Source organism: Bombilactobacillus sp. ESL1097 (assembly GCF_058107205.1).
This window is the reverse complement of sequence record NZ_JBYLUB010000001.1, coordinates 568,117-587,406: the sequence shown is the minus strand read 5'-3', so window position 1 is coordinate 587,406 and position 19,290 is coordinate 568,117. Positions and strand designations below refer to the sequence as shown.

Annotated in this window: 17 protein-coding genes; 2 read left to right on the top strand and 15 right to left on the bottom strand. The window is 38.2% G+C overall.

Annotated elements, in window-relative coordinates; translation table 11 throughout:
- Positions 1-56 precede the first annotated feature (56 nt).
- Both AC3B6D_RS02825 and glmS read right to left on the bottom strand, forming a co-directional pair.
- Positions 57-566 carry a VanZ family protein gene (locus tag AC3B6D_RS02825; protein ID WP_489774852.1) on the bottom strand — a complete coding sequence of 170 codons (510 nt, stop codon included), beginning with the start codon at positions 564-566 and terminating at the stop codon, positions 57-59.
- Between the two features lie 51 nt (positions 567-617).
- Positions 618-2,429: a glutamine--fructose-6-phosphate transaminase (isomerizing) gene (gene glmS / locus AC3B6D_RS02820; protein WP_489774851.1), complete on the bottom strand. Its 1,812-nt coding sequence runs from the start codon at positions 2,427-2,429 to the stop codon at positions 618-620.
- A 224-nt stretch (positions 2,430-2,653) separates the two neighbouring features.
- Between glmS and AC3B6D_RS02815 the strand changes: the two genes are divergently transcribed.
- Positions 2,654-3,496, top strand: a complete 843-nt coding sequence (locus tag AC3B6D_RS02815) for an SPFH domain-containing protein (RefSeq protein ID WP_489774850.1) — start codon at positions 2,654-2,656, stop codon at positions 3,494-3,496.
- Positions 3,497-3,582: 86 nt separating this feature from the next.
- Here the strand turns inward: AC3B6D_RS02815 and AC3B6D_RS02810 are convergent, their stop codons facing one another.
- The 7 genes from AC3B6D_RS02810 to AC3B6D_RS02780 form a co-directional block, all read right to left on the bottom strand.
- Entirely contained in the window at positions 3,583-5,262 is a 1,680-nt protein-coding gene (locus tag AC3B6D_RS02810; protein ID WP_489757365.1) for a sensor histidine kinase, read from the bottom strand.
- A gap of 116 nt (positions 5,263-5,378) precedes the next feature.
- Complete coding sequence (locus AC3B6D_RS02805; protein WP_489774849.1) at positions 5,379-6,047, bottom strand: response regulator transcription factor; 669 nt, start codon at positions 6,045-6,047, stop codon at positions 5,379-5,381.
- 7 nt (positions 6,048-6,054) lie between these two features.
- Positions 6,055-7,183, bottom strand: a protein-coding gene (gene prfB / locus AC3B6D_RS02800) for a peptide chain release factor 2 (protein WP_489774848.1) whose coding sequence is annotated in 2 segments (ribosomal slippage) — positions 6,055-7,110 and positions 7,112-7,183 — 1,128 coding nt in all. Because the reading frame shifts where the segments join, the coding sequence is not laid out codon by codon here.
- 50 nt (positions 7,184-7,233) lie between these two features.
- Entirely contained in the window at positions 7,234-9,594 is a 2,361-nt protein-coding gene (gene secA / locus AC3B6D_RS02795) for a preprotein translocase subunit SecA (protein ID WP_489757362.1), read from the bottom strand.
- A gap of 154 nt (positions 9,595-9,748) precedes the next feature.
- Entirely contained in the window at positions 9,749-10,297 is a 549-nt protein-coding gene (gene hpf / locus AC3B6D_RS02790; RefSeq protein ID WP_489757361.1) for a ribosome hibernation-promoting factor, HPF/YfiA family, read from the bottom strand.
- A gap of 80 nt (positions 10,298-10,377) precedes the next feature.
- The gene (locus tag AC3B6D_RS02785) at positions 10,378-11,061 is read right to left on the bottom strand and encodes a ComF family protein (protein ID WP_489774847.1); all 684 of its coding nucleotides are present in this window, start codon (positions 11,059-11,061) and stop codon (positions 10,378-10,380) included.
- Positions 11,054-12,334 carry a DEAD/DEAH box helicase family protein gene (locus AC3B6D_RS02780; RefSeq protein WP_489774846.1) on the bottom strand — a complete coding sequence of 427 codons (1,281 nt, stop codon included), beginning with the start codon at positions 12,332-12,334 and terminating at the stop codon, positions 11,054-11,056. The genes AC3B6D_RS02785 and AC3B6D_RS02780 overlap by 8 nt, the downstream gene beginning before the upstream one ends.
- Positions 12,335-12,378: 44 nt before the next feature.
- Here AC3B6D_RS02780 and AC3B6D_RS02775 point away from each other — a divergent pair, with 44 nt between their 5' ends.
- Complete coding sequence (locus AC3B6D_RS02775; protein WP_489774845.1) at positions 12,379-13,005, top strand: YigZ family protein; 627 nt, start codon at positions 12,379-12,381, stop codon at positions 13,003-13,005.
- Here the strand turns inward: AC3B6D_RS02775 and AC3B6D_RS02770 are convergent.
- The 6 genes from AC3B6D_RS02770 to AC3B6D_RS02745 all read right to left on the bottom strand — a co-directional run bounded on the left by AC3B6D_RS02770 (position 12,974) and on the right by AC3B6D_RS02745 (position 19,287).
- On the bottom strand, positions 12,974-14,107 hold the full coding sequence (locus AC3B6D_RS02770) for a glycosyltransferase family 4 protein (RefSeq protein ID WP_489757357.1): 1,134 nt from the start codon (positions 14,105-14,107) through the stop codon (positions 12,974-12,976). The genes AC3B6D_RS02775 and AC3B6D_RS02770 overlap by 32 nt on opposite strands.
- A 98-nt stretch (positions 14,108-14,205) precedes the next feature.
- The gene (gene rny / locus AC3B6D_RS02765) at positions 14,206-15,768 is read right to left on the bottom strand and encodes a ribonuclease Y (protein WP_489757356.1); all 1,563 of its coding nucleotides are present in this window, start codon (positions 15,766-15,768) and stop codon (positions 14,206-14,208) included.
- Between the two features lie 331 nt (positions 15,769-16,099).
- Positions 16,100-17,203 (bottom strand): recombinase RecA, encoded by a 1,104-nt coding sequence (recA, locus tag AC3B6D_RS02760; protein WP_489774844.1) that lies wholly within the window; start codon positions 17,201-17,203, stop codon positions 16,100-16,102.
- A gap of 41 nt (positions 17,204-17,244) precedes the next feature.
- A complete protein-coding gene (locus tag AC3B6D_RS02755) occupies positions 17,245-17,775 on the bottom strand; it encodes a CinA family protein (protein ID WP_489757354.1) in 531 nt (176 codons plus the stop codon).
- 88 nt (positions 17,776-17,863) lie between these two features.
- The gene (gene pgsA, locus AC3B6D_RS02750; protein WP_489757353.1) at positions 17,864-18,445 is read right to left on the bottom strand and encodes a CDP-diacylglycerol--glycerol-3-phosphate 3-phosphatidyltransferase; all 582 of its coding nucleotides are present in this window, start codon (positions 18,443-18,445) and stop codon (positions 17,864-17,866) included.
- 5 nt (positions 18,446-18,450) lie between these two features.
- Positions 18,451-19,287, bottom strand: coding sequence for a helix-turn-helix domain-containing protein (locus tag AC3B6D_RS02745; RefSeq protein ID WP_489757352.1), 837 nt, complete (start codon positions 19,285-19,287; stop codon positions 18,451-18,453).
- Between the last annotated feature and the right edge of the window lie 3 nt (positions 19,288-19,290).

The following is a 19,290-nucleotide window of genomic DNA, read 5'->3' as shown; positions in this document are numbered from 1 at the left end:
CCGATTAGTATAATTAATAGACAAAACCTTTATAATCATACCAAATTTAACGTCTATCAGCAACGTTTTCTCCATAATTGCCAAAGCCATAAGAAAATATAGGTTAATCCGGCGCCAATAAAAGCTCCCAAACTATCCAACATGACATCTTGAATTAAGGGACTGCGGCCACTCGTCAACAATTGATGAAATTCATCTAACCCCGCTAAACCAGTAGTACTTAACCAACTCAGCCACGGAGCTAGGTGCCAATGCTTAACTTCATTTTTTAAAAATAAAGTTCCCACTATGCCTAACATTCCAAAGACACTCAAATGTGCTAATTTGCGAATGCCAAATTCAATTAATTTGTAATAACCAACCGTTGCCACTGCTTGGCGCTTATGACCATAAACAAAATCAATGTTTTGTAAAAACCGATTGCCTGGACGATTAGGTAAATAGTGCTTTAAGAAAGGTACTAGTGACTGCTGATGATAAGTCATGGATGAACTAATAAAAATTCCAATAATCAATACTACAATTAAAATTAACCACCAAATTTGTCGTAAGTGTACTTTTTTCATCTTAACCTCAACTAACGCTTTGCTGCATTAATTTTAATATATTCTCAAGATTTATTCCACCGTCACACTTTTGGCCAAATTACGGGGTTGGTCAACATCATTGCCTCGGTTTTTAGCAGTATAGTAAGCCAACAATTGAGCAGGAACAATCGCTACCAACACATTTAACAGCTCGCTTAACTCACTAAAAACAATTTGATCTGTAGCTAAGGCCAAATTACTTTGACTAATCACTAACGGCTTCGCGCCCCGACTGACAACTTCTTGAATATTACTTCTCGTATGACTAGCCGTCTCTTTTTCCGTGATAAAAGCAATGACGGGAGTCTCTTGTTCAATTAAAGCGATGGTTCCATGTTTCAATTCACCAGCGGCAAAACCTTCCGCGTGTAAGTAAGAAACTTCCTTTAATTTTAAAGCGGCTTCCAAAGAAACATAATAACCGTTACCACGGCCAATAAAGAAAGCGGCTGCTTGGTGATCAAAATACTGTTGCGCCAATTGGGCAATCTGATCTTTTTCATCGACAATGGTTTGCATGCCATTAGCTGCTAAAGCTAATTGTTGTTGTACATCAAAAGTTTGCGCTGCACTCAGTTGCTTACTTTCACCTACTGCTTGCGCTAAAATGGCTTGGACAGCAATTTGAGCTGTATAAGCTTTGGTTGATGCCACTGCAATTTCAGGGCCCGCATGTAACAACAAAGTAAAGTCTGCTTCACGTGATAATGTAGAATTGGCAACATTAGTCATTGTTAACGTCGGATAACCTAAGGCTTTAATCTTAACCAAAACTTGTCGACTGTCAGCTGTTTCGCCACTTTGACTTAAAAATAAGAAAAAGGGTTTGGCAGATAATTTGGGAATGTGATAACCGAACTCGCTGGCTAAAGCTACTTCCACTGGGATATCAGCCAAAGTTTCAAATAATTGCTTTCCAATTAACCCAGCATGATAACTTGTTCCGGCCGCCACAATATAAAGGCGATCGCTTTGTTTGAGCGCTGTCAATAACTGCGGGTCCATTTGAATTTGTTTTTGCTCAAAATAATGAGCCACAATTCGGCGCAAAACAGCGGGTTGTTCATCAATTTCTTTTAACATATAACTATCATACGTACCCTTAGACAAGTCATCGGCCGCTATCTGAACTTGATAAGTTGCTCGCTCAATAGGTTGATTGTCAATATCAAATAACTGCACTTGATCTTGTGTAATAATCCCCGTTTCGCCATCGTTAATTTCCATAAAATTACTCGTTTGCTTCAACATTGCCAAGGCATCCGAGCATAAATAGTTGGCAGTAGTTCCGACGCCGATTAATAATGGACTTTTATTTTTAGCAAAGAAGATCTGTTGGGGATTTTGGCGGTCCATTAAAGCAATCGCATAAGAACCCGACAATAATTGCACTGTCTGTTGTAACGCTTGTAAAGTTGTTAATTGTTTGGTCTGGACAAAGTAAGCAACTAATTGCACAATCACCTCGGTGTCCGTTTCACTATGAAACACCACATCAGCTAAGTATTTTTGCTTCAAGTCTGCACTATTGTTAATGACCCCATTGTGCACTAAATAAAAGCGTTCATCATTAGAAAATTGTGGATGGGCATTTGCTTGCGACGGCTGGCCATGTGTGGCCCAACGTGTATGTCCAATCCCCGTAGTTCCCTGAGGATAACTGGCAACTGCTTGTTTCAGATTATTAATTTTTCCCGAGCGTTTACATAAAAAGTCTTGCTGATCCGTGGTTGTTAAATAAATTCCGGCAGAATCATAACCCCGATATTCTAATTTTTCCAAACCTTCTAATAAGATTGTTTTTGCTTGTTCAGCTCCGGCAACGCCGACAATTCCACACATAAATGTTACTCCTTAAAAATTGGTATAGTCCTAAATCCGTTTTTTGATTGATTAGAACAGCTGAAATAATAGCTTTTTTTAAAGATTATGTCAACTTATTGAAAAATTGGTATACACCGATTGCTGATAAAATTAAGTTGCTTTTCTAAAATTAAATGTTTATCATTTAAATGTAAGCTTTAATACCTAAAAATAACTAATTAATTGCGTGAGGTGAAGGATTTATGCCCTTAGGAATCAAAATTATCGCCCAAAATTGTCAAGGCTTAGTGACCACCTTTGGCAAATATAAACGTAGCGTAACCCCTGGTTTACATTTTTATGTACCTTTAGCTCAAAAAATAACTTCGGTCAGTTTGGCCATGCGTCCCATCGAACTGCCCCACTACTCCATCATCACTAGTGATAACGCCGAGGTTTCAACTTCGGTAACTTTAAATTTCCACGTCACAGATGCAATCAAGTTTGAATACAACAATACTGATTCAGTTGAATCGATGGCCCAATTAGTACGCGGGCACCTCCGGGATATTATCGGGCGGATGGATTTAAACGCCGCTTTAGGTTCTACTGCACGTATTAATTCTGACCTCTCCAAAGCCATCGGTGACTTAACCAATATTTACGGCATTACAGTCGATCGTATTAACATTGACGAATTGTTGCCTTCCCAAGAAATTCAAAAGGCTATGGATAAACAATTAACCGCTGATCGGGAACGGATTGCCGCAATTGCTAAAGCGCAAGGTGAAGCCGAATCCATTCGTTTAACTAATGAAGCCGAAAATAACGCGTTAATTGCCACTGCTAAAGCCAAAGCACAAGCAACCAGAACACGGGCCGACGCTGAACAATATCGCATTGATACTATTCAAAAGGGATTAGATCATGTTGACGATAAATTCTTTCAAAACCAATCGATCGCTGCCTATCAAGCATTAGCCACATCAGATACTAACTTAGTCGTCGTGCCTAACGACAGTAGCAACGATTTTGGTCAAACTGCTTTGTTAGCGCAAGCCATTCAAAAAAAGCAACCTTCGGCATCGGAACAAACTGAGAGTTGATTTTCATTAAATAATATCCAAACTAAAAAGACGAGGTGGGAGAATAAGCTGCACAAGCTTATCGTAATTGCCACCTCGTCTTTTTATCATAATGGTAATAATACGGTCACTGTCGTTCCTTGATTTAACCGACTAGTAAGGGTGATTTGCCCCTGTAATGCTTCGACGGCTTGTTGTGTAATAGCTAAACCTAAGCCCGTCCCACTAATCTGGTGGTTGCGTGATTTATCAGCACGGTAAAAGCGTTCAAAAACATGTTGTTGATCCTGCTTTGCAATACCGCTGCCAGTATCGCCAATTTTTATTCGTAACTGCTTGTTAATTGCATCATGTTGTATTTGAACATGAATCTGACCATTGAGGCGGTTATATTTCACTGCATTAGTAATTAAATTTTCCAAAATTTGCCGTAACTCCGCCCCAGCCAGCTTCACCCAAACATCCCCTTGAAATTTGGTCGTCACTTGTAACTGTAATTGCGCAATTTGGGGCTGTTGTTGCCGCAAAATTTGTTCGACTAGTGCTTGAACATTTACACGTTGACTATTTAACTGCGAAGTTTGTTCTAAACGAACTAGTGTCAGAGCATCTTCAATCAAATCCACTAAGCGCTGAGCTTCTTCTTGAATAATTTGAATAAATTGGGTATTTTTGACTGGATCATCTTGGGCGCCATTCAATAGCGTCTCGGCAAAACCTAAGATCGCTGTAATCGGCGTTTTCAATTCATGGCTAATATTCGCAATGAAATTTTTTTGCTGTTGTTCCAGTTGATGCACATGCGTTAAATCATACAAAATAACTATGACTTGGCGTTCTGTTAATGCTTGATCGCGGGCAATTTCAATAACATTGGCATCAACAAAACAATTGGAATCACCGATTAATTGAATTTCTTGATGATGATTTTGATTTTTGCGCAGCGTGTGTTCAATCATCCGACTTAAGGCGTAGGTTTTAATATCTTCAACAAAAGGATGTGGCTGATCAGCAATCTCTTTGCCTAAAATATCCACCAGCGCTTGATTATGCAAAATAACGTCTCCTTGTGCATCTAGCAACATAATTCCTAATGGCAAATGGCGTAATAAACTAAAAAAGCTTTGCTCCAACAGTTGATTAGTTGCTTCTAATTGGGTAGTGTATTGTGTCACGGCATTGACAGTTTTAATTAAATCTGTATATGGCGTATTATCTAAGGCAATTAAAGCCGGTGTGTGGCGCTTTTGGTTTAAGCGTTTTAACTTATCAATCGCGGCCTGCAGATATATTTTTTGATTGCGATCAGCTCGGAGTTGACTCGCCAACAAAATCAATAATAAAAACAAATAGCCACCGGAAAAAAGCCCAACTAAATTTGATCTAGCCCACACAGAAAGATATTTTTTGACAATCACTTTTCGCTTGGTTACCGCTGATGGTGTTAATAAATAAAAAATATATTTTTGTCCGTGAACTTTTTGAATCCGGTAAAGATGATTACTATCCAAGACATCTTGGTTCAATAACGTCAGCGCTTGCTTTTGTAAATCATTCTGCGGTCGTCCTTTTTTAATCGTCAACACCCGTAACTGATGATCGTCAGCCCAAGTAGCCAGCAATTGTGGTTTATTATCCTGATTTAAAACTTGATAATCTGCTTTTAAAGCCGTGATATGGTTGATTTGTTCTTGCTTATTGAATTGAATTAATATAAATAAACAAAAACCATAAATTAAGCCACCAAAAACCATTGTTCCTAAGATCAACTGCCGCTGTCGTTTCATATTATTCTCCTGAATTAATCATGGATTAAACGAAAAATTATCAGCTGTTTTACTTATTAATCATTAGACATTAATTGAAGATTTAACGAAATCATAGCAATACTTCTTGAATGATTTTAAATTGTTAAACGATAACCAAATCCGCGGATGGTTTGTAAATATTGTGGCTCTTTGGGATTTTGTTCAATTTTATCACGCAAATGACTTACTTGGATATCAATTGCTCGAGAATCTCGATCAAGCTCAGCAGCCGTTCCCCAAAGATGTTCTCTTAACTGCTCTCGAGTTAAAGTGTGATTGGCATTGCTGTAGAAATAGTCAAATAATTTATACTCCGTTTTAGTTAACGCAATAGCTTGTTGGTTGACAATTACTTGAAAATTAGCCCGATCTAACTTTAACTTGTCAGACGTTACCGTTGTCGATTGCCGCCGCAAAATAGCATTAATCCGAGCGATTAATTCTGATAAGTTGAACGGCTTCGTAATATAATCATCTGCCCCCAGATTCAGACCTTGTACTTTGGTTTGTGCATCATCACGCGCTGTAATCAAGATGACTGGAATTTGATTATGTTGTGCTCGCAATTGCTCTAACACCTGTAAGCCATTAAATTGGGGCAGCATTAAATCTAGTAGCACTAAATCAAACGCTTGTTCTGCAATTTTTTGTAACGCATGTTGGCCATCAGTAGCTGTTTGCACCAGAAAATCATTTTGTTCCAAATTATATTTCACTAATTCTACAATTGCACGTTCGTCATCAACTACCAAGATTCTCTTCATGAGTTAATTACCCTTTTTCATTTAAATCCTGCTGACTTAACTTCCATTGCAAGTAAGCATTCATAAATTCATCTAAGTCACCATCTAAAACCGCTTGACCATTACCCGTTTCCATATTAGTACGGTGATCTTTGACCATCGTATACGGATGAAAAACATACGACCGAATTTGTGAACCCCAACCAATATCTAATTGTTCACCTTTGAGTGCCGCTTGCTGTTGGGCCTGCTGTTCCTGTTCACGTTGATACAATTTGGCACGTAACATATTCATAGCCGTCTCCCGGTTTTGTAATTGGGAGCGCTGAGCTTGCGAGCTCGTAACAATGCCTGTTGGCAAATGGGTGATGCGCACTGCCGAGGATGTTTTATTAATATGCTGGCCACCAGCTCCACTTGATCGGAAAACATCTACCCGTAAATCATCCGGATTAATCTCAATATTAATCGTTTGGTCTAACTCAGGCATAACTTCTACCGAAGCAAAAGACGTATGGCGCCTTCCAGCGGCATCAAACGGTGAAATCCGAACTAAGCGATGCACTCCATGCTCAGAACGTAAAAGGCCATAGGCATTATGACCTTTAATAATTAACGTCACACTTTTCAGACCGGCTTCATCACCAGCTTGGTAATCCGCCAATTCTACGGCAAAACTATGCTTTTTAGCCCATCGTTCATACATGCGTAATAGCATCGCTCCCCAATCTTGGGATTCTGTCCCACCCGCACCCGGATGAATTTCCAAAATTGCATTATGACTATCATAAGGTTCACTTAACAGTAAGGCAGTTTCATATTGTTGCAGTTGCTGCTGTAAATCCGTTAAATCTGTAACAGTGGTAGTCAATAATTCCTGATCGGTAGGATCTGCTTGCAGTAATTCGAGTGCAATCTGTAGATCCGCCAATTTCGTTTGCAGCTGGCGAAAATTATCATACTTTTCTTTTAAGACATTATTTTGAGCAATAATGGTCTGCGCGTGAACGCGATCTTGCCAAAAATCTGCTTGAGCCATGGCGTGTTCATTTAAAGCAATACTCTCTTGTAACTCGTCTAAGTCAAAGAGACCTCCCGAATTGCTCAATTTTTGTAGCTGCTTGACTTAGTTGTTCTTTAATATCCGCAAGTTCCATCTTTAAACTCCTATATTTCATTTCTAAAAAAACAGGCCGCAGCCTGTTTTTTATCTTTGTGCATTTTGGCGAATTTCCGCCTTCATAAATAATCGTGTCACATCATATTCAATATCAGCAACCATGCTTTCGAACATCCGAAAACCTTCTTCTTGATATTCAACTAACGGGTTCATCTGACCATAGCCACGTAAACCAATTGATTGCCGTAACTGATCCATTTCATCAATATGATTAGTCCAGTGTTCATCAACAACCCGCAAAATAACTACTTTTTGAAATTCTAACATTTGTTGCGGATCTTGGAGCTGCTGTTGTTTTTGTTCATAATTTTCTTGAACAAATTGTTTAAACAACTCTTTTAATTGATCCACCGTTTTGCCATCCAAATCGGAACGTTGTAATTGTTTTGGACTAACTAAAACGTTAATCGCAAAGTCGTAAATACCATCTAAATCCCAATCTTTGGCATCCCCGTACGTGCGTGAATCAATCGCACTGGCAATGGTACGTTGCATCATTGGTACCAAAACATCTTGTAAACTATTTTCTTCAGTAATTACTTGCATGCGTTGCTTATAAATAACTTCACGTTGTTCCCGCATCACATCATCGTATTGCAAGGTATTTTTCCGCGTATCGTAGTTATTACCTTCAACCCGCTTTTGTGCAGATTCAACCTGACGAGTAATCATGCGACTTTGAATAATAGCATCATCATCATCAATTTTCATCGACTGCAAGAAGTTCTTGATACGCTCTGAACCAAAACGCTTCATTAAGTCATCTTCTAAAGACATATAGAAGATCGTCTCACCGGGATCACCTTGTCGTCCGGACCGACCCCGTAACTGGTTATCAATCCGCCGCGATTCATGCCGCTCGGTACCAATCACACATAAACCGCCTACTTCACGGACACCAGGTCCCAATTTAATATCAGTTCCCCGACCAGCCATGTTCGTTGCAATTGTCACAGCGCCTTTTTGACCAGCACGTGAAATAATATCAGCTTCTTTAGCATGATTCTTCGCATTCAAAACAGCATGAGGAATGTGAGCCTTATTTAATTGCTGCGATAAATATTCAGACGTTTCCACCGCAACTGTCCCGACTAATAATGGCTGCCCTTTTTTATGGCGCTCAATAATATCTTCAATAACCGCTTTGAATTTATTCTTGAGTGTTGGATACAACACATCGGGATAATCAATCCGGGCAATTGGTTTATTGGTCGGAATTGTAATAACTTCCATGTTATAAATTTCCCGAAATTCTTCTTCTTCAGTTTTCGCTGTTCCGGTCATACCCGACAACTTGTCGTACATTCTAAAGAAGTTTTGGTAAGTGATATTGGCCATGGTCTTGGTTTCATCTTGAATGGGGACACCTTCCTTGGCTTCAATAGCCTGGTGCAAACCATCTGAGAACCGACGTCCTTCCATTACCCGACCAGTAAAGGAATCAACAATCATAACCTTTTTATCACTAACCACATAATCTTTATCTAATTCCATAATATAATTAGCTCGTAAAGCTTGATCAATATGGTGATTCAATAAAGTGTTATCAATATCATAAAGATTTTTTAACGCAAAAGTTTGTTCACCTTTTTTAATACCACTTTCAGTTAAACCAATGGTCTTAGTCGGCCAGTCAATCTTATAATCAGCTTCATTCAAAGATTTGACAAACCGATCAGCTCGCAGATAAAGTGCTGTCGATTGCTCAGCTTGTCCAGAAATAATCAATGGAGTTCTCGCTTCATCAATTAAAATGGAGTCCACTTCATCGACAATGGCGTAATTTAACGGCCGTTGCACCATTTGCTCTTTATAAACAACCATATTATCCCGCAAATAGTCAAAACCTAATTCACTATTCGTCGAGTACGTAATATCACAGTTATAAGCAGCCCGTTTTTCTTCTGCACTTTTAGAATTTAAGTTTAAACCAACGCTCAGTCCCAGCCAATTATATAATTGCCCCATTTCTGTAGCATCACGTTGTGATAAATATTCGTTAACCGTCACAACGTGCACACCCTTACCAGTCAAAGCATTGAGGTAAACCGGTAATGTCGCGGTTAAAGTCTTTCCTTCACCAGTTTTCATTTCAGCAATATTACCTTCATGTAAGGTAATACCACCAATAATTTGTACACGAAATGGATACAATCCTAAAACGCGTTTAGCAGCTTCTCGTGCAGTAGCAAAAGCTTCTGGCAACAGATCATCTAAAGTTTCACCTTTGGTTAATCGCTCTTGAAAAGCCGGAGTTTTAGCCTGTAAATCTTCATCCGAAAGTTTCGCGTATTCATCAGCGTAGGCTTCTACCTTATCCGCGATCTTGCCCATACGCTTAACTTCACGTTTGTCACTTTCTACCCATTTTTTAATTGGATTCGTCATTTATTAAATCTCTCCTGTACTTTCAATCTGGTACATCTATAATATCTTATCATTTTAGTAGCAATAATTAAACTCTAACTTAATTAACGAAAAAGGTGCTCGGAAGTTCAGATTCCGACCACCAATCAAAACGATTATTAAAATTCAATCAAACTCATTCATCAGTTTCAATTAAACCATAGCGTCCATCATTTCGCTTATAGACAATACTTGTTCCATTAGTTTGAGCATCTTCAAAAACAAAAAAGTTATGTCCTAACATATCCATTTGCAAAACTGCTTCTTGAGCATCCATCGGCTTTAAAGCAACGCGCTTTGTCCGGACAATCGGCAAATCCTGTGAATCATTAGCTGATTCATCGCTCGGACCAGTTAAATCAAAATCTTTAATCCCCTTTTCGCGCGACTTCCGATTGATTCTAGTTTTATATTTTCTAATTTGTCGTTCCAATTTTTCAAAAACATCATCAATACTTTTATACATATCCTTATCCGTTTTTTCGGCTCGTAAAATCAAATAAGGCAATGGGATAGTAACTTCGACCTTAGCATTTTTATTACTATAAACTTTTAAATTAACATGAGCAATCGGATGATCAGTATCTTTAAAATACTTATTTAAATTATTTAAACGTTTCTCAATATAGCTTCTAATTGCCTCTGTTACTTCGATATTTTCTCCACGAACATTAATTGTCAACATGAAGAGCACCCCTTTTCATTTGCCAATTAGACTTCTATTGGTCTACTTATATTATAATGATTTTATTAATAAAAAGCCAATCATCTGGCCAAAGAAAACGAAGAAATTTCTCCCTGATAACCCGCTTGTCGTAAACAATCATAGGCGTGCAAAATGGTGCGCCCTGTTGTATAAATATCATCCACTACTAAGATTTGTTTGGCTGCTAAGATAGAATCATATTGATGATTAAATTGCAAAAACTGAGTCGTTTGCAATCTTTCTCGGCGATTTTTTTGCGCTTGTGCTTGCTGGGTGGGTAACTTAATCAATGCTGGTGTTAAATCGACTACTTCCTTGAAAAGACCGACAACTGGATCAAAATGTCGTTGCTGCAAATGCTCCGTTGAACTAGGAATATAAACTACTGTGCCTTGAAAAGACCGTAATTTTTGGTGGATTAGGCTTTGAAAACAAGCCCTTAAGGCATAATCGCCATAGCGCTTATATCGTTTAAAATAATCATGCATGGCATTATTATATTTAAACAAAGCACGATGGCGCACATTTAGATAACCTTGTTTTTGCCATAATTGACAATCTGAACACAGTTTACTGGAACCCATTTTATAACATTGCGGACAATGTGGTGACGTAATTGGCGCAAATTCTTGTAAACAACGCTGACAAATCGCGGGTGGATCAATTAGCTGAATTCCTAAAACTTGCATCGGTGTCAGCTCAAAAACAATCGCTTCTTGGCATAATAAACATTGCTTAAGCACAATTCAACCGCCGAATTTGGTGAATTGCCTGGGCAATATTAGTTGTATAATGTGTTCCAAAAAACCAAACTTGATTATCCGGATGACTACTACTGCGCCCGGCTCTCCCAGCAATCTGAACCAATGCTTGTTGGGTAAAACGCTTGGAATCGGCCTGCCAAACTAAGACATCAATATTATCAAACGTTACTCCTCGTTCCAAAACGGTGGTTGTCACCAGTGCTTGCCACTGACCAGCGCGAAATTTTTGCACTTTGATTTGTCGCATTGCATCTTTGGCGTGCACATAAGTTTGTTGTAAGTCAGGATAGGTTTGCTGTAACAACTGTGATAATTGTTCAGCTTGCCGAATACTATCCACAAACAATAAAAAACGTTGTTGTTTGTCCAAAAGTTCACGAATTTGCCGTTTTAGGCGCCAATGAAGTTGCTGCATCGAAATATGATTGACCCAACAATATTTAGGTTCTGGTAAATCATGTCCATGAAATCGGCGGTTTAGTAAGCTATAGGATAATTTTTGCTTCTTGATCAATTGTAAATATTCTAAACTAGGCGTGGCAGACAAAGAAATTAGTGAATGCTTTGGCTTCAAAGCGTTTTTAACGGCATTATGCAACATTAAATTATTAACATATGGATACGAATCACATTCATCCAGAACTATCAAATCAAACGCTTGGTAAAATTTTAATAGCTGATGGACTGTACAAACTAAGATTTGTGAATAATAATATTGGCTAGCACCTTGTCCATGTAATAGTGCCAAACTAACTGGTTGAAAAGCTGCTTGCAATCGTGGATAGATTTCATTACAAACATCCACTCGCGGAGCAACCCAAGCAATCCGTTCTTTCTGAATAACCGCTTGCTGTAAAACTTTAAATAACATTTCAGTTTTACCACTACCAGTTACTGCCCACACCAAATGATCCTGTTTGGCTCGTTCTATTTGACAAAGTTTGTGCGAAATGATTGTTTGAGCAGCTGTTAATTGCCCAGTCCACGTCAACGGTTGCTGAATTGCTGGAAATTGATTCTGCTCAGCAATCGCAATTAGATAATTATGATTAGTTAAACGTCCTAAGCTTAGACAGGCTGGACAATAAAAATTATCGCCTGGCAAACTATAAACTCGCCAGTCATTAACCATCTGGCACCGACGACAACAAAATTGATTTCCATCAAGTTTATATAGTGCAGGAATAGCTTTAGTATAAGTTGTCGGTGAATCTAGAACTAATAGTCGTCCAGATAATTGTTTTACATCCATCAATTAATCACCTTAAATTAATTACGATAAAAAGGAGAATTTTTTTGCCAAAAATTACAATCGCACAGGACTTTACGAATGAACTAGTTATTAAAAAATCTCGGTTCATTACTTCACTGAAACGCGTGCAAAGCGTTAATGAAGCGCAAAATTTTTTAACAGACATCAAAAAAAAGACTAGCAAAGCTAGTCATCATTGTAGTGCTTATATTATTGATAATTTACAGCAACACGCCAGTGACGATGGTGAGCCCCGAGGCACTGCCGGAATACCTATGTTAGAAACTTTACAAGCTATGCAAGTTCAAAATACACTAGCCGTAGTCACCCGTTTTTTTGGCGGAATTAAACTCGGTGGCGGTGGTTTAATTCGCGCTTACCGTCAAAGTGTTGCAGATGCTATTAATCAAGCAGGACGTGTGCAAATTGTGTTGCAACAACAGCTGCTTGTTACCTTAACTTATAAACAGCTAGACCTGATCAATTACTGGCTCAAACAGCAACCTGTTAATCTAGTTAATACCAATTATGCCGCTCAAGTCCAACTAACATTACTACTTGATCAACAACAGACTCCGAATTTTCTCACCGATCTTAATAACCAACTACACGCACAAATCCCCGTGCAAATGGGACCTACTACTTTTCATGAGATTCCTTATTTAAAGTAACTTCATCATCTTTTTTCAGATCATCTTTTTCCAAACGTTTAACTAATTTTTGAATTGCATGTAACAGAGGTTGGCGATTCTCTCCAACTAAACCAATTGATTCCACAAAGAGCTCCAAGCCAATTAACACAGCAATAGTTAGTAAAATACTACCCCAAAAAGAGGAAACCGGATATAGTAAGGCAATAAAAGAAAAGACTAATGATAAACCATAAATGACTAACACCGTTTGGCGATGGCTCAAACCCAATTGCATCAAACGATGATGTAAGTGATGTCTGTCCGCCTGAGAAATGGGCTTGTTATTCAAAAACCGTCTTAACATGGCATAGACCGTATCACTAATTGGCACTCCTAAAATCACAATCGGAATGACTAAAGAAATAAAAGTGACGTTCTTTAATCCTTTTAAAGAAAAGACAGCAATCATAAAGCCCACAAACAGTGCACCAGTATCTCCCAAAAAAATTTTTGCCGGATGAAAATTATGTGGCAAAAAGCCCACTAAGGAAGCCACCATCGCAAAAATCCAGATCGTCACATAAGTATTACCCACAGATGAAAAAAAGTAACCAATTACACCCATGGTAAACAGTGCAATGATCGAAACGCCAGTGGCCAACCCATCCAATCCATCAATCAAGTTAACCGCATTCGTAATTGCCAAAATCCAAAATACTGTCACTGGCAAACCGAGCCAACCTAATTGAAAGGAACCTACAAAAGGCAAGACAACATAAGTCATTTTAATTCCAGCCAAGAAATAAACTACTAGTGCTGCAATTAAAATCCCAAACATTTTTTGCATCGGCTTTAATTCTCGAATATCGTCAATCAAACCCGTCAATAAAATAATACATTCTGCTAAAAAAACACTAAACAATTCATGTGTGGGAAATTGGGCACGTAATAAGACAAAAGTCGAAAAATTAAACGCTAAAAAAATAGCTAAACCGCCCAGTGTGGGCATTGGCTTTTTATTAACTCGCCGCGCATTAGGATTATCAACAGCTCCCAATACCAGGGCCAATTTACGAACAAAAGGAGTTATTACTGCTGCAATAATCATTGTTAAAACCAATTTTACAATCACACTTAACATCGTTGGTAGCGACTCCTTTCACATACAAAGGAAATTATAATATTTGCTCTACTTGAATACAACTTTTATTAATTTTTTACTTAAAAAAAGCTTATGCCTTATTTAGCATAAGCAATTTTTCGAGTTTCACGAATCACCGTTACTTTGATATGACCCGGATATTCTAATTCTTTTTCAATTTGATTGCGAATTTTCCGCGACAAAATTGTTGCTTGATTATCGGAAATTTGTTCTGGCTTTACCATAATCCGAATCTCACGTCCTGCTTGAATTGCATAACTATGATCAACGCCATCATAACTATTAGCAATATTTTCCAGCTTTTCCAATCGATGAATATAATTTTCCATTGATTCAGAACGAGCTCCAGGACGAGCAGCAGAAATTGCATCTGCCGCAGCCACCAATACTGCAATCATCGATTGTGGTTCAACATCACCATGATGCGAAGCAATCGTATTAACTACCACTTTGGGTTCTTTGTACTTACTTGTAATATCGACACCAATTTCAACATGTGATCCTTCAATTTCGTGATCTAATGCTTTGCCAATATCATGTAGCAATCCTGCACGCCGCGCCAAAGTCTCATCTTCACCTAATTCAGCAGCCATAGTTCCTGCTAATTTTGCAACTTCAATTGAATGGCTCAAGACATTTTGACCATAACTAGTCCGGAAATTCAATCGTCCGATAATCTTAATTAAATCGGGATTAATACTATGAATTCCCAAATCGTAAACAGTCTGCTCACCTAATTCACGAATACGTGTATCCATTTCTTTACGTGACTTATCAACCATCTCTTCAATACGAGCTGGATGAATTCGTCCGTCGGAAATTAATTTTTCCAATGACAACCGCGCAATTTCACGCCGAATGGGATCAAAGCCACTCAAAGCCACCGCCTGTGGTGTGTCATCAATAATTACATCAATTCCTGTTAAAGATTCTAAAGTACGAATATTGCGACCTTCACGCCCAATGATTCGACCCTTCATTTCTTCATTAGGTAAAGAAACAGTTGTAACTGTGGATTCAGAAACAGTATCCGCTGCACTTTGCTGAATAGCATCAACAATAATTTGTTTAGCACACTTATCAGCATCTTGCTTGGCTGCTTCTTCACTATTACGAATCAAACGGGCTTTTTCTTGAACTAAATGTTCATCAATTTGTTTTAAAAGATAGTTACGGGCCTGTTCATGTGTCATGGCCGCAACTTCTTCTAATTTATTTTGTTGCTGAGTTAAGGTAGAAGAAATTTGCTTTGTCTGTTGTTCTAATTGTTGTTCTGTAGTATCAATCTTTTGTTCACGTTTCTCTAAAGAATGTTCACGTTGATCCAGCGAGTTATCTTTGCGATCTAAAGTTTCTTCTCGCTGCAACATTCGATTTTCTTGCCGTTGTAATTCCTTACGGCGATCACGCAGATCATCTTCTTGTTCCTGACGATACTTGTGACTTTCCTCACGTGCTTCGATCAATGCCTCTTTTTTGGCAGATGCAGCAGCTTTTTTAGCATCCACAATAATTTGTGCTGCCGATTGTCCTGCCTGCTCTAAACTTTTTTCGTAGACATTTTTTCTAATCAAAAAACCAACTACAGTACCAATAACTAATAACCCCAGCGCGACTATTAGGGCGATTAAAACTGCCATTTAAATCCCTCCAGCCACACTAATGACTTCAGAGACTGAAATAAAACGGCTTACCATCAAGCAAGTTAATTTTTTAGAAAGTAACTAAAAAATTTCAACCTGACTATTAAACTTAAAACATTCAAATAAGCACATTCGTTTCAGTTTCTTTTTCTATTTTATTGGCACCTAGATAAAGCACTTAATTAAATTACTGCTTTAAAACTCGGTACATATTAATATTATTGTTTATTGGGCAAACTGTCAACGAATGTTTATTTGAATCAGAACTTTAACGTTAAAAAGTTTCGATAATAGGCAAATCTTTCCAAGCAGCAAATTTTAACCAAAATTATTGATCTGTTAAATTAAGATCAGTTTTATTGTTTTTAGAATCGGCAGCAGTTTTTTCTACTGCTTGATCTTCAGTAGTTGATTGTTTAATATCGTCCATTTGATAAGCATCACGAACCTGCTGTTTAATATCGGCTTTCATCTCTGGATGATCATCTAGATATGCTTTCGCATTTTCGCGGCCTTGACCGATACGTTCATTTTGATAAGAGTACCAAGAACCACTCTTGTTAATAATTTCTTGATCAGCAGCCATATCTAAAATCTCACCTGTTTGTGAAATTCCGTGACCATACATAATATCTACTAGTGCTAATTTAAAGGGCGGTGCTACCTTATTTTTAACCACTTTAATTTTAACTTTATTACCAATAACGTCAGAGCCCTCTTTGATCTGTTCAGAACGGCGAACCTCTAAGCGCACTGTCGCGTAAAACTTTAAAGCACGACCACCGGGAGTAGTTTCCGGATTACCAAACATAACGCCCACTTTTTCACGAATTTGATTAATGAATAAAGCAATCGTTTTGGTTTTATTAATATTACCAGACAGCTTACGTAAAGCTTGCGACATCATCCGCGCCTGCAAGCCGACATGTGAGTCACCCATTTCACCATCAATTTCTGCCTTAGGAACCAAGGCAGCTACTGAATCAATGACCAAGATATCAATCGCACCACTTTTAATTAAAGCATCAGCAATTTCCAGTCCTTGTTCTCCAGTATCTGGCTGTGACAATAACAAATTGTCAATATCAACTCCCAAAGCCTTAGCATAATCTGGATCCATCGCATTTTCAGCATCAATATAAGCTGCGGTTCCCCCGTTCTTTTGCACTTCTGCCACAGCATGTAAGGCCACAGTTGTTTTACCAGAACTTTCTGGACCATATATTTCCACAATTCTGCCGCGCGGATAACCACCAATGCCCAACGCATTATCCAAAGCCAAAGAACCACTTGAAATAGAAGAAACTTTAGTTTTAGGACTTTCTCCCAAACGCATAATAGCTCCTTTACCAAAATCTTTTTCAATTTTCTTTAGAGCTTTATTCAGCGCTTCCTCGCGACCAGCTTCATCTTCTTTATTATCTTTAGCCACTTTAATACCTCCATGCCAAACGTTTGTTCTCTCAATCAAGATTATAACTGATTTAAAATCATAATAAAAGCAGCAATTACACTTTTTTGGCGAATGACTTGTCTGGTTCCTTGAAACGCAAACCGCCGAACTTGCACATCTTTGGGTGACTTAACTCCTAGATAAACGGTCCCTGGTTGTTGTTGCTCCAATAAACCTGGTCCAGCCACACCTGTTAAGCCGACCCCCCAATCACTACCAATAATCCGAGCACTATTTTGCGCCATTTGTTCGGCCGTCCAAGCACTCACCACTCCATAATGTTCTAATAAATCTGCATCAATAGCTAATAATTGAGCTTTCATGGCTAGCGAGTAAGTCACAAAACCACCCGCAAAAACTTGCGAAGCACCAGGTACGGTCGCTAAGGTTGCTTGAAATAAACCCGCGCTTAAACTTTCTGCTGCCGTAATGGTTTGCTTATTATGTTGCAATCCGCGTACCACTTGTGCTATTAAAGGTTGATAATCAGCCCAATTAAATTGGGGCGGATTCCCTTGACACATCCAAAATTGTTTTATTTCTTCTGACATCCAATCACCCTTTTATTAATTACAAAATTATCTTACTAAATAACTTAAAAAAGCAAAAAACGTCCTATTAACTAACAGGACGTTTCAATTATTTAAAATCAGAATAAAACTGACGATTCTGCCATAAATAATCATATGCCGAATAAACGGTAAAGATTAAACAAATATATAACATAATTAAACCAAACGGAATATTCCAATAAGCAAAAATCGGATCTTTTAACATTAAGAAAACAATTGCCAACATTTGGGTTGCAGTTTTAATTTTACCGGGCATCTGTGCTGCCATGACGGAACCACCCTGTTCCACAATCAATAATCTTAATGTCGTAATCAATAACTCGCGACAAGCAATAATTGCCACAATCCAAGCCGGGGCTTGGTGCCGAGCTGCCAAATACACGAACGCTGTTAAAACCAACATTTTATCAGCTAATGGATCCATATATTTACCAAAATTGGTCACCAAATGACGTCCACGCGCAATTTTACCATCAATAAAATCTGTAATAGAAGCTACTATAAAGATAATTGTAGCGATTAATGATTGCCACGTAATGGTCGTTGCTAAAAAACTCACCTGTCCTAAATGAAAATCAATCGACATAAAAATCATAAAGATGGGAATTAAAATAATCCGTAATAAAGTTAATTTATTGGGTAAATTCATTCAGATTACTCCTTAATTTGCATTGTATAGGTATGAACCGTACCAGTTTGATTATCTGGAACTGGCAAGTTTTGATTATTAATCAAAACTTTAGTTACCGCAGCATTACCAGTTTGTACTTGAAATTGTTTTAAATTACTACTCAATTGAACCGTTTGCTCAGAATTAGGCTGTAAAGCTCCTTGCCAAACAGTTTGTCCATTAGCCCGTACCGCAATCCACGCCTGGGCAGAAGTAGCTTGTAATTTAACTTCGTGCTGCGGTTGTTGTGACCAATTTTGAATGGTAAAATGATCAGCCACATCAGCATCTGCCTTTAAAACTAGATTTTTATTGTTGGCAGTTGTTTTTTTAGTTGACTGCTTAGCTACTGGCTTTTTAATATGCTTCTTCGGCTTTTTAGTCGTTGTTTGTTCCACTTTTTGATGCGAAGTTGGAATTGGATTAGCATTTTGCTTGTGAACTTTCGCTGCCACTAAACAAATTAAAATCACAATAATTAGCACTACTGCTAAAATTACAATCTGTGGCCAATGCCGTTTTAAATTAGGAGCCAAAGCTTCTTTTTTAACCGTTGGTGACTGGACGGGTGTCTCTTCTGGTTGTACTTTAGGAATTTCCGACTGATAGTCCTCAATTAAAGCTTGGCTATCTAACCCAACACTATCCGCATACTGTTTGACAAAAGCACGCACATAAAAATCACCGGGTAATTGATCTAATCGTCCTTCTTCAATTGCCGTTAAATAACGTTTTTGAATTTTAGTTATTTTTTGTAGATCATCAATTGTATAACCCTTTTCCAGCCGTGCATCACGTAATTTATCGCCTAATTCACTCATTGC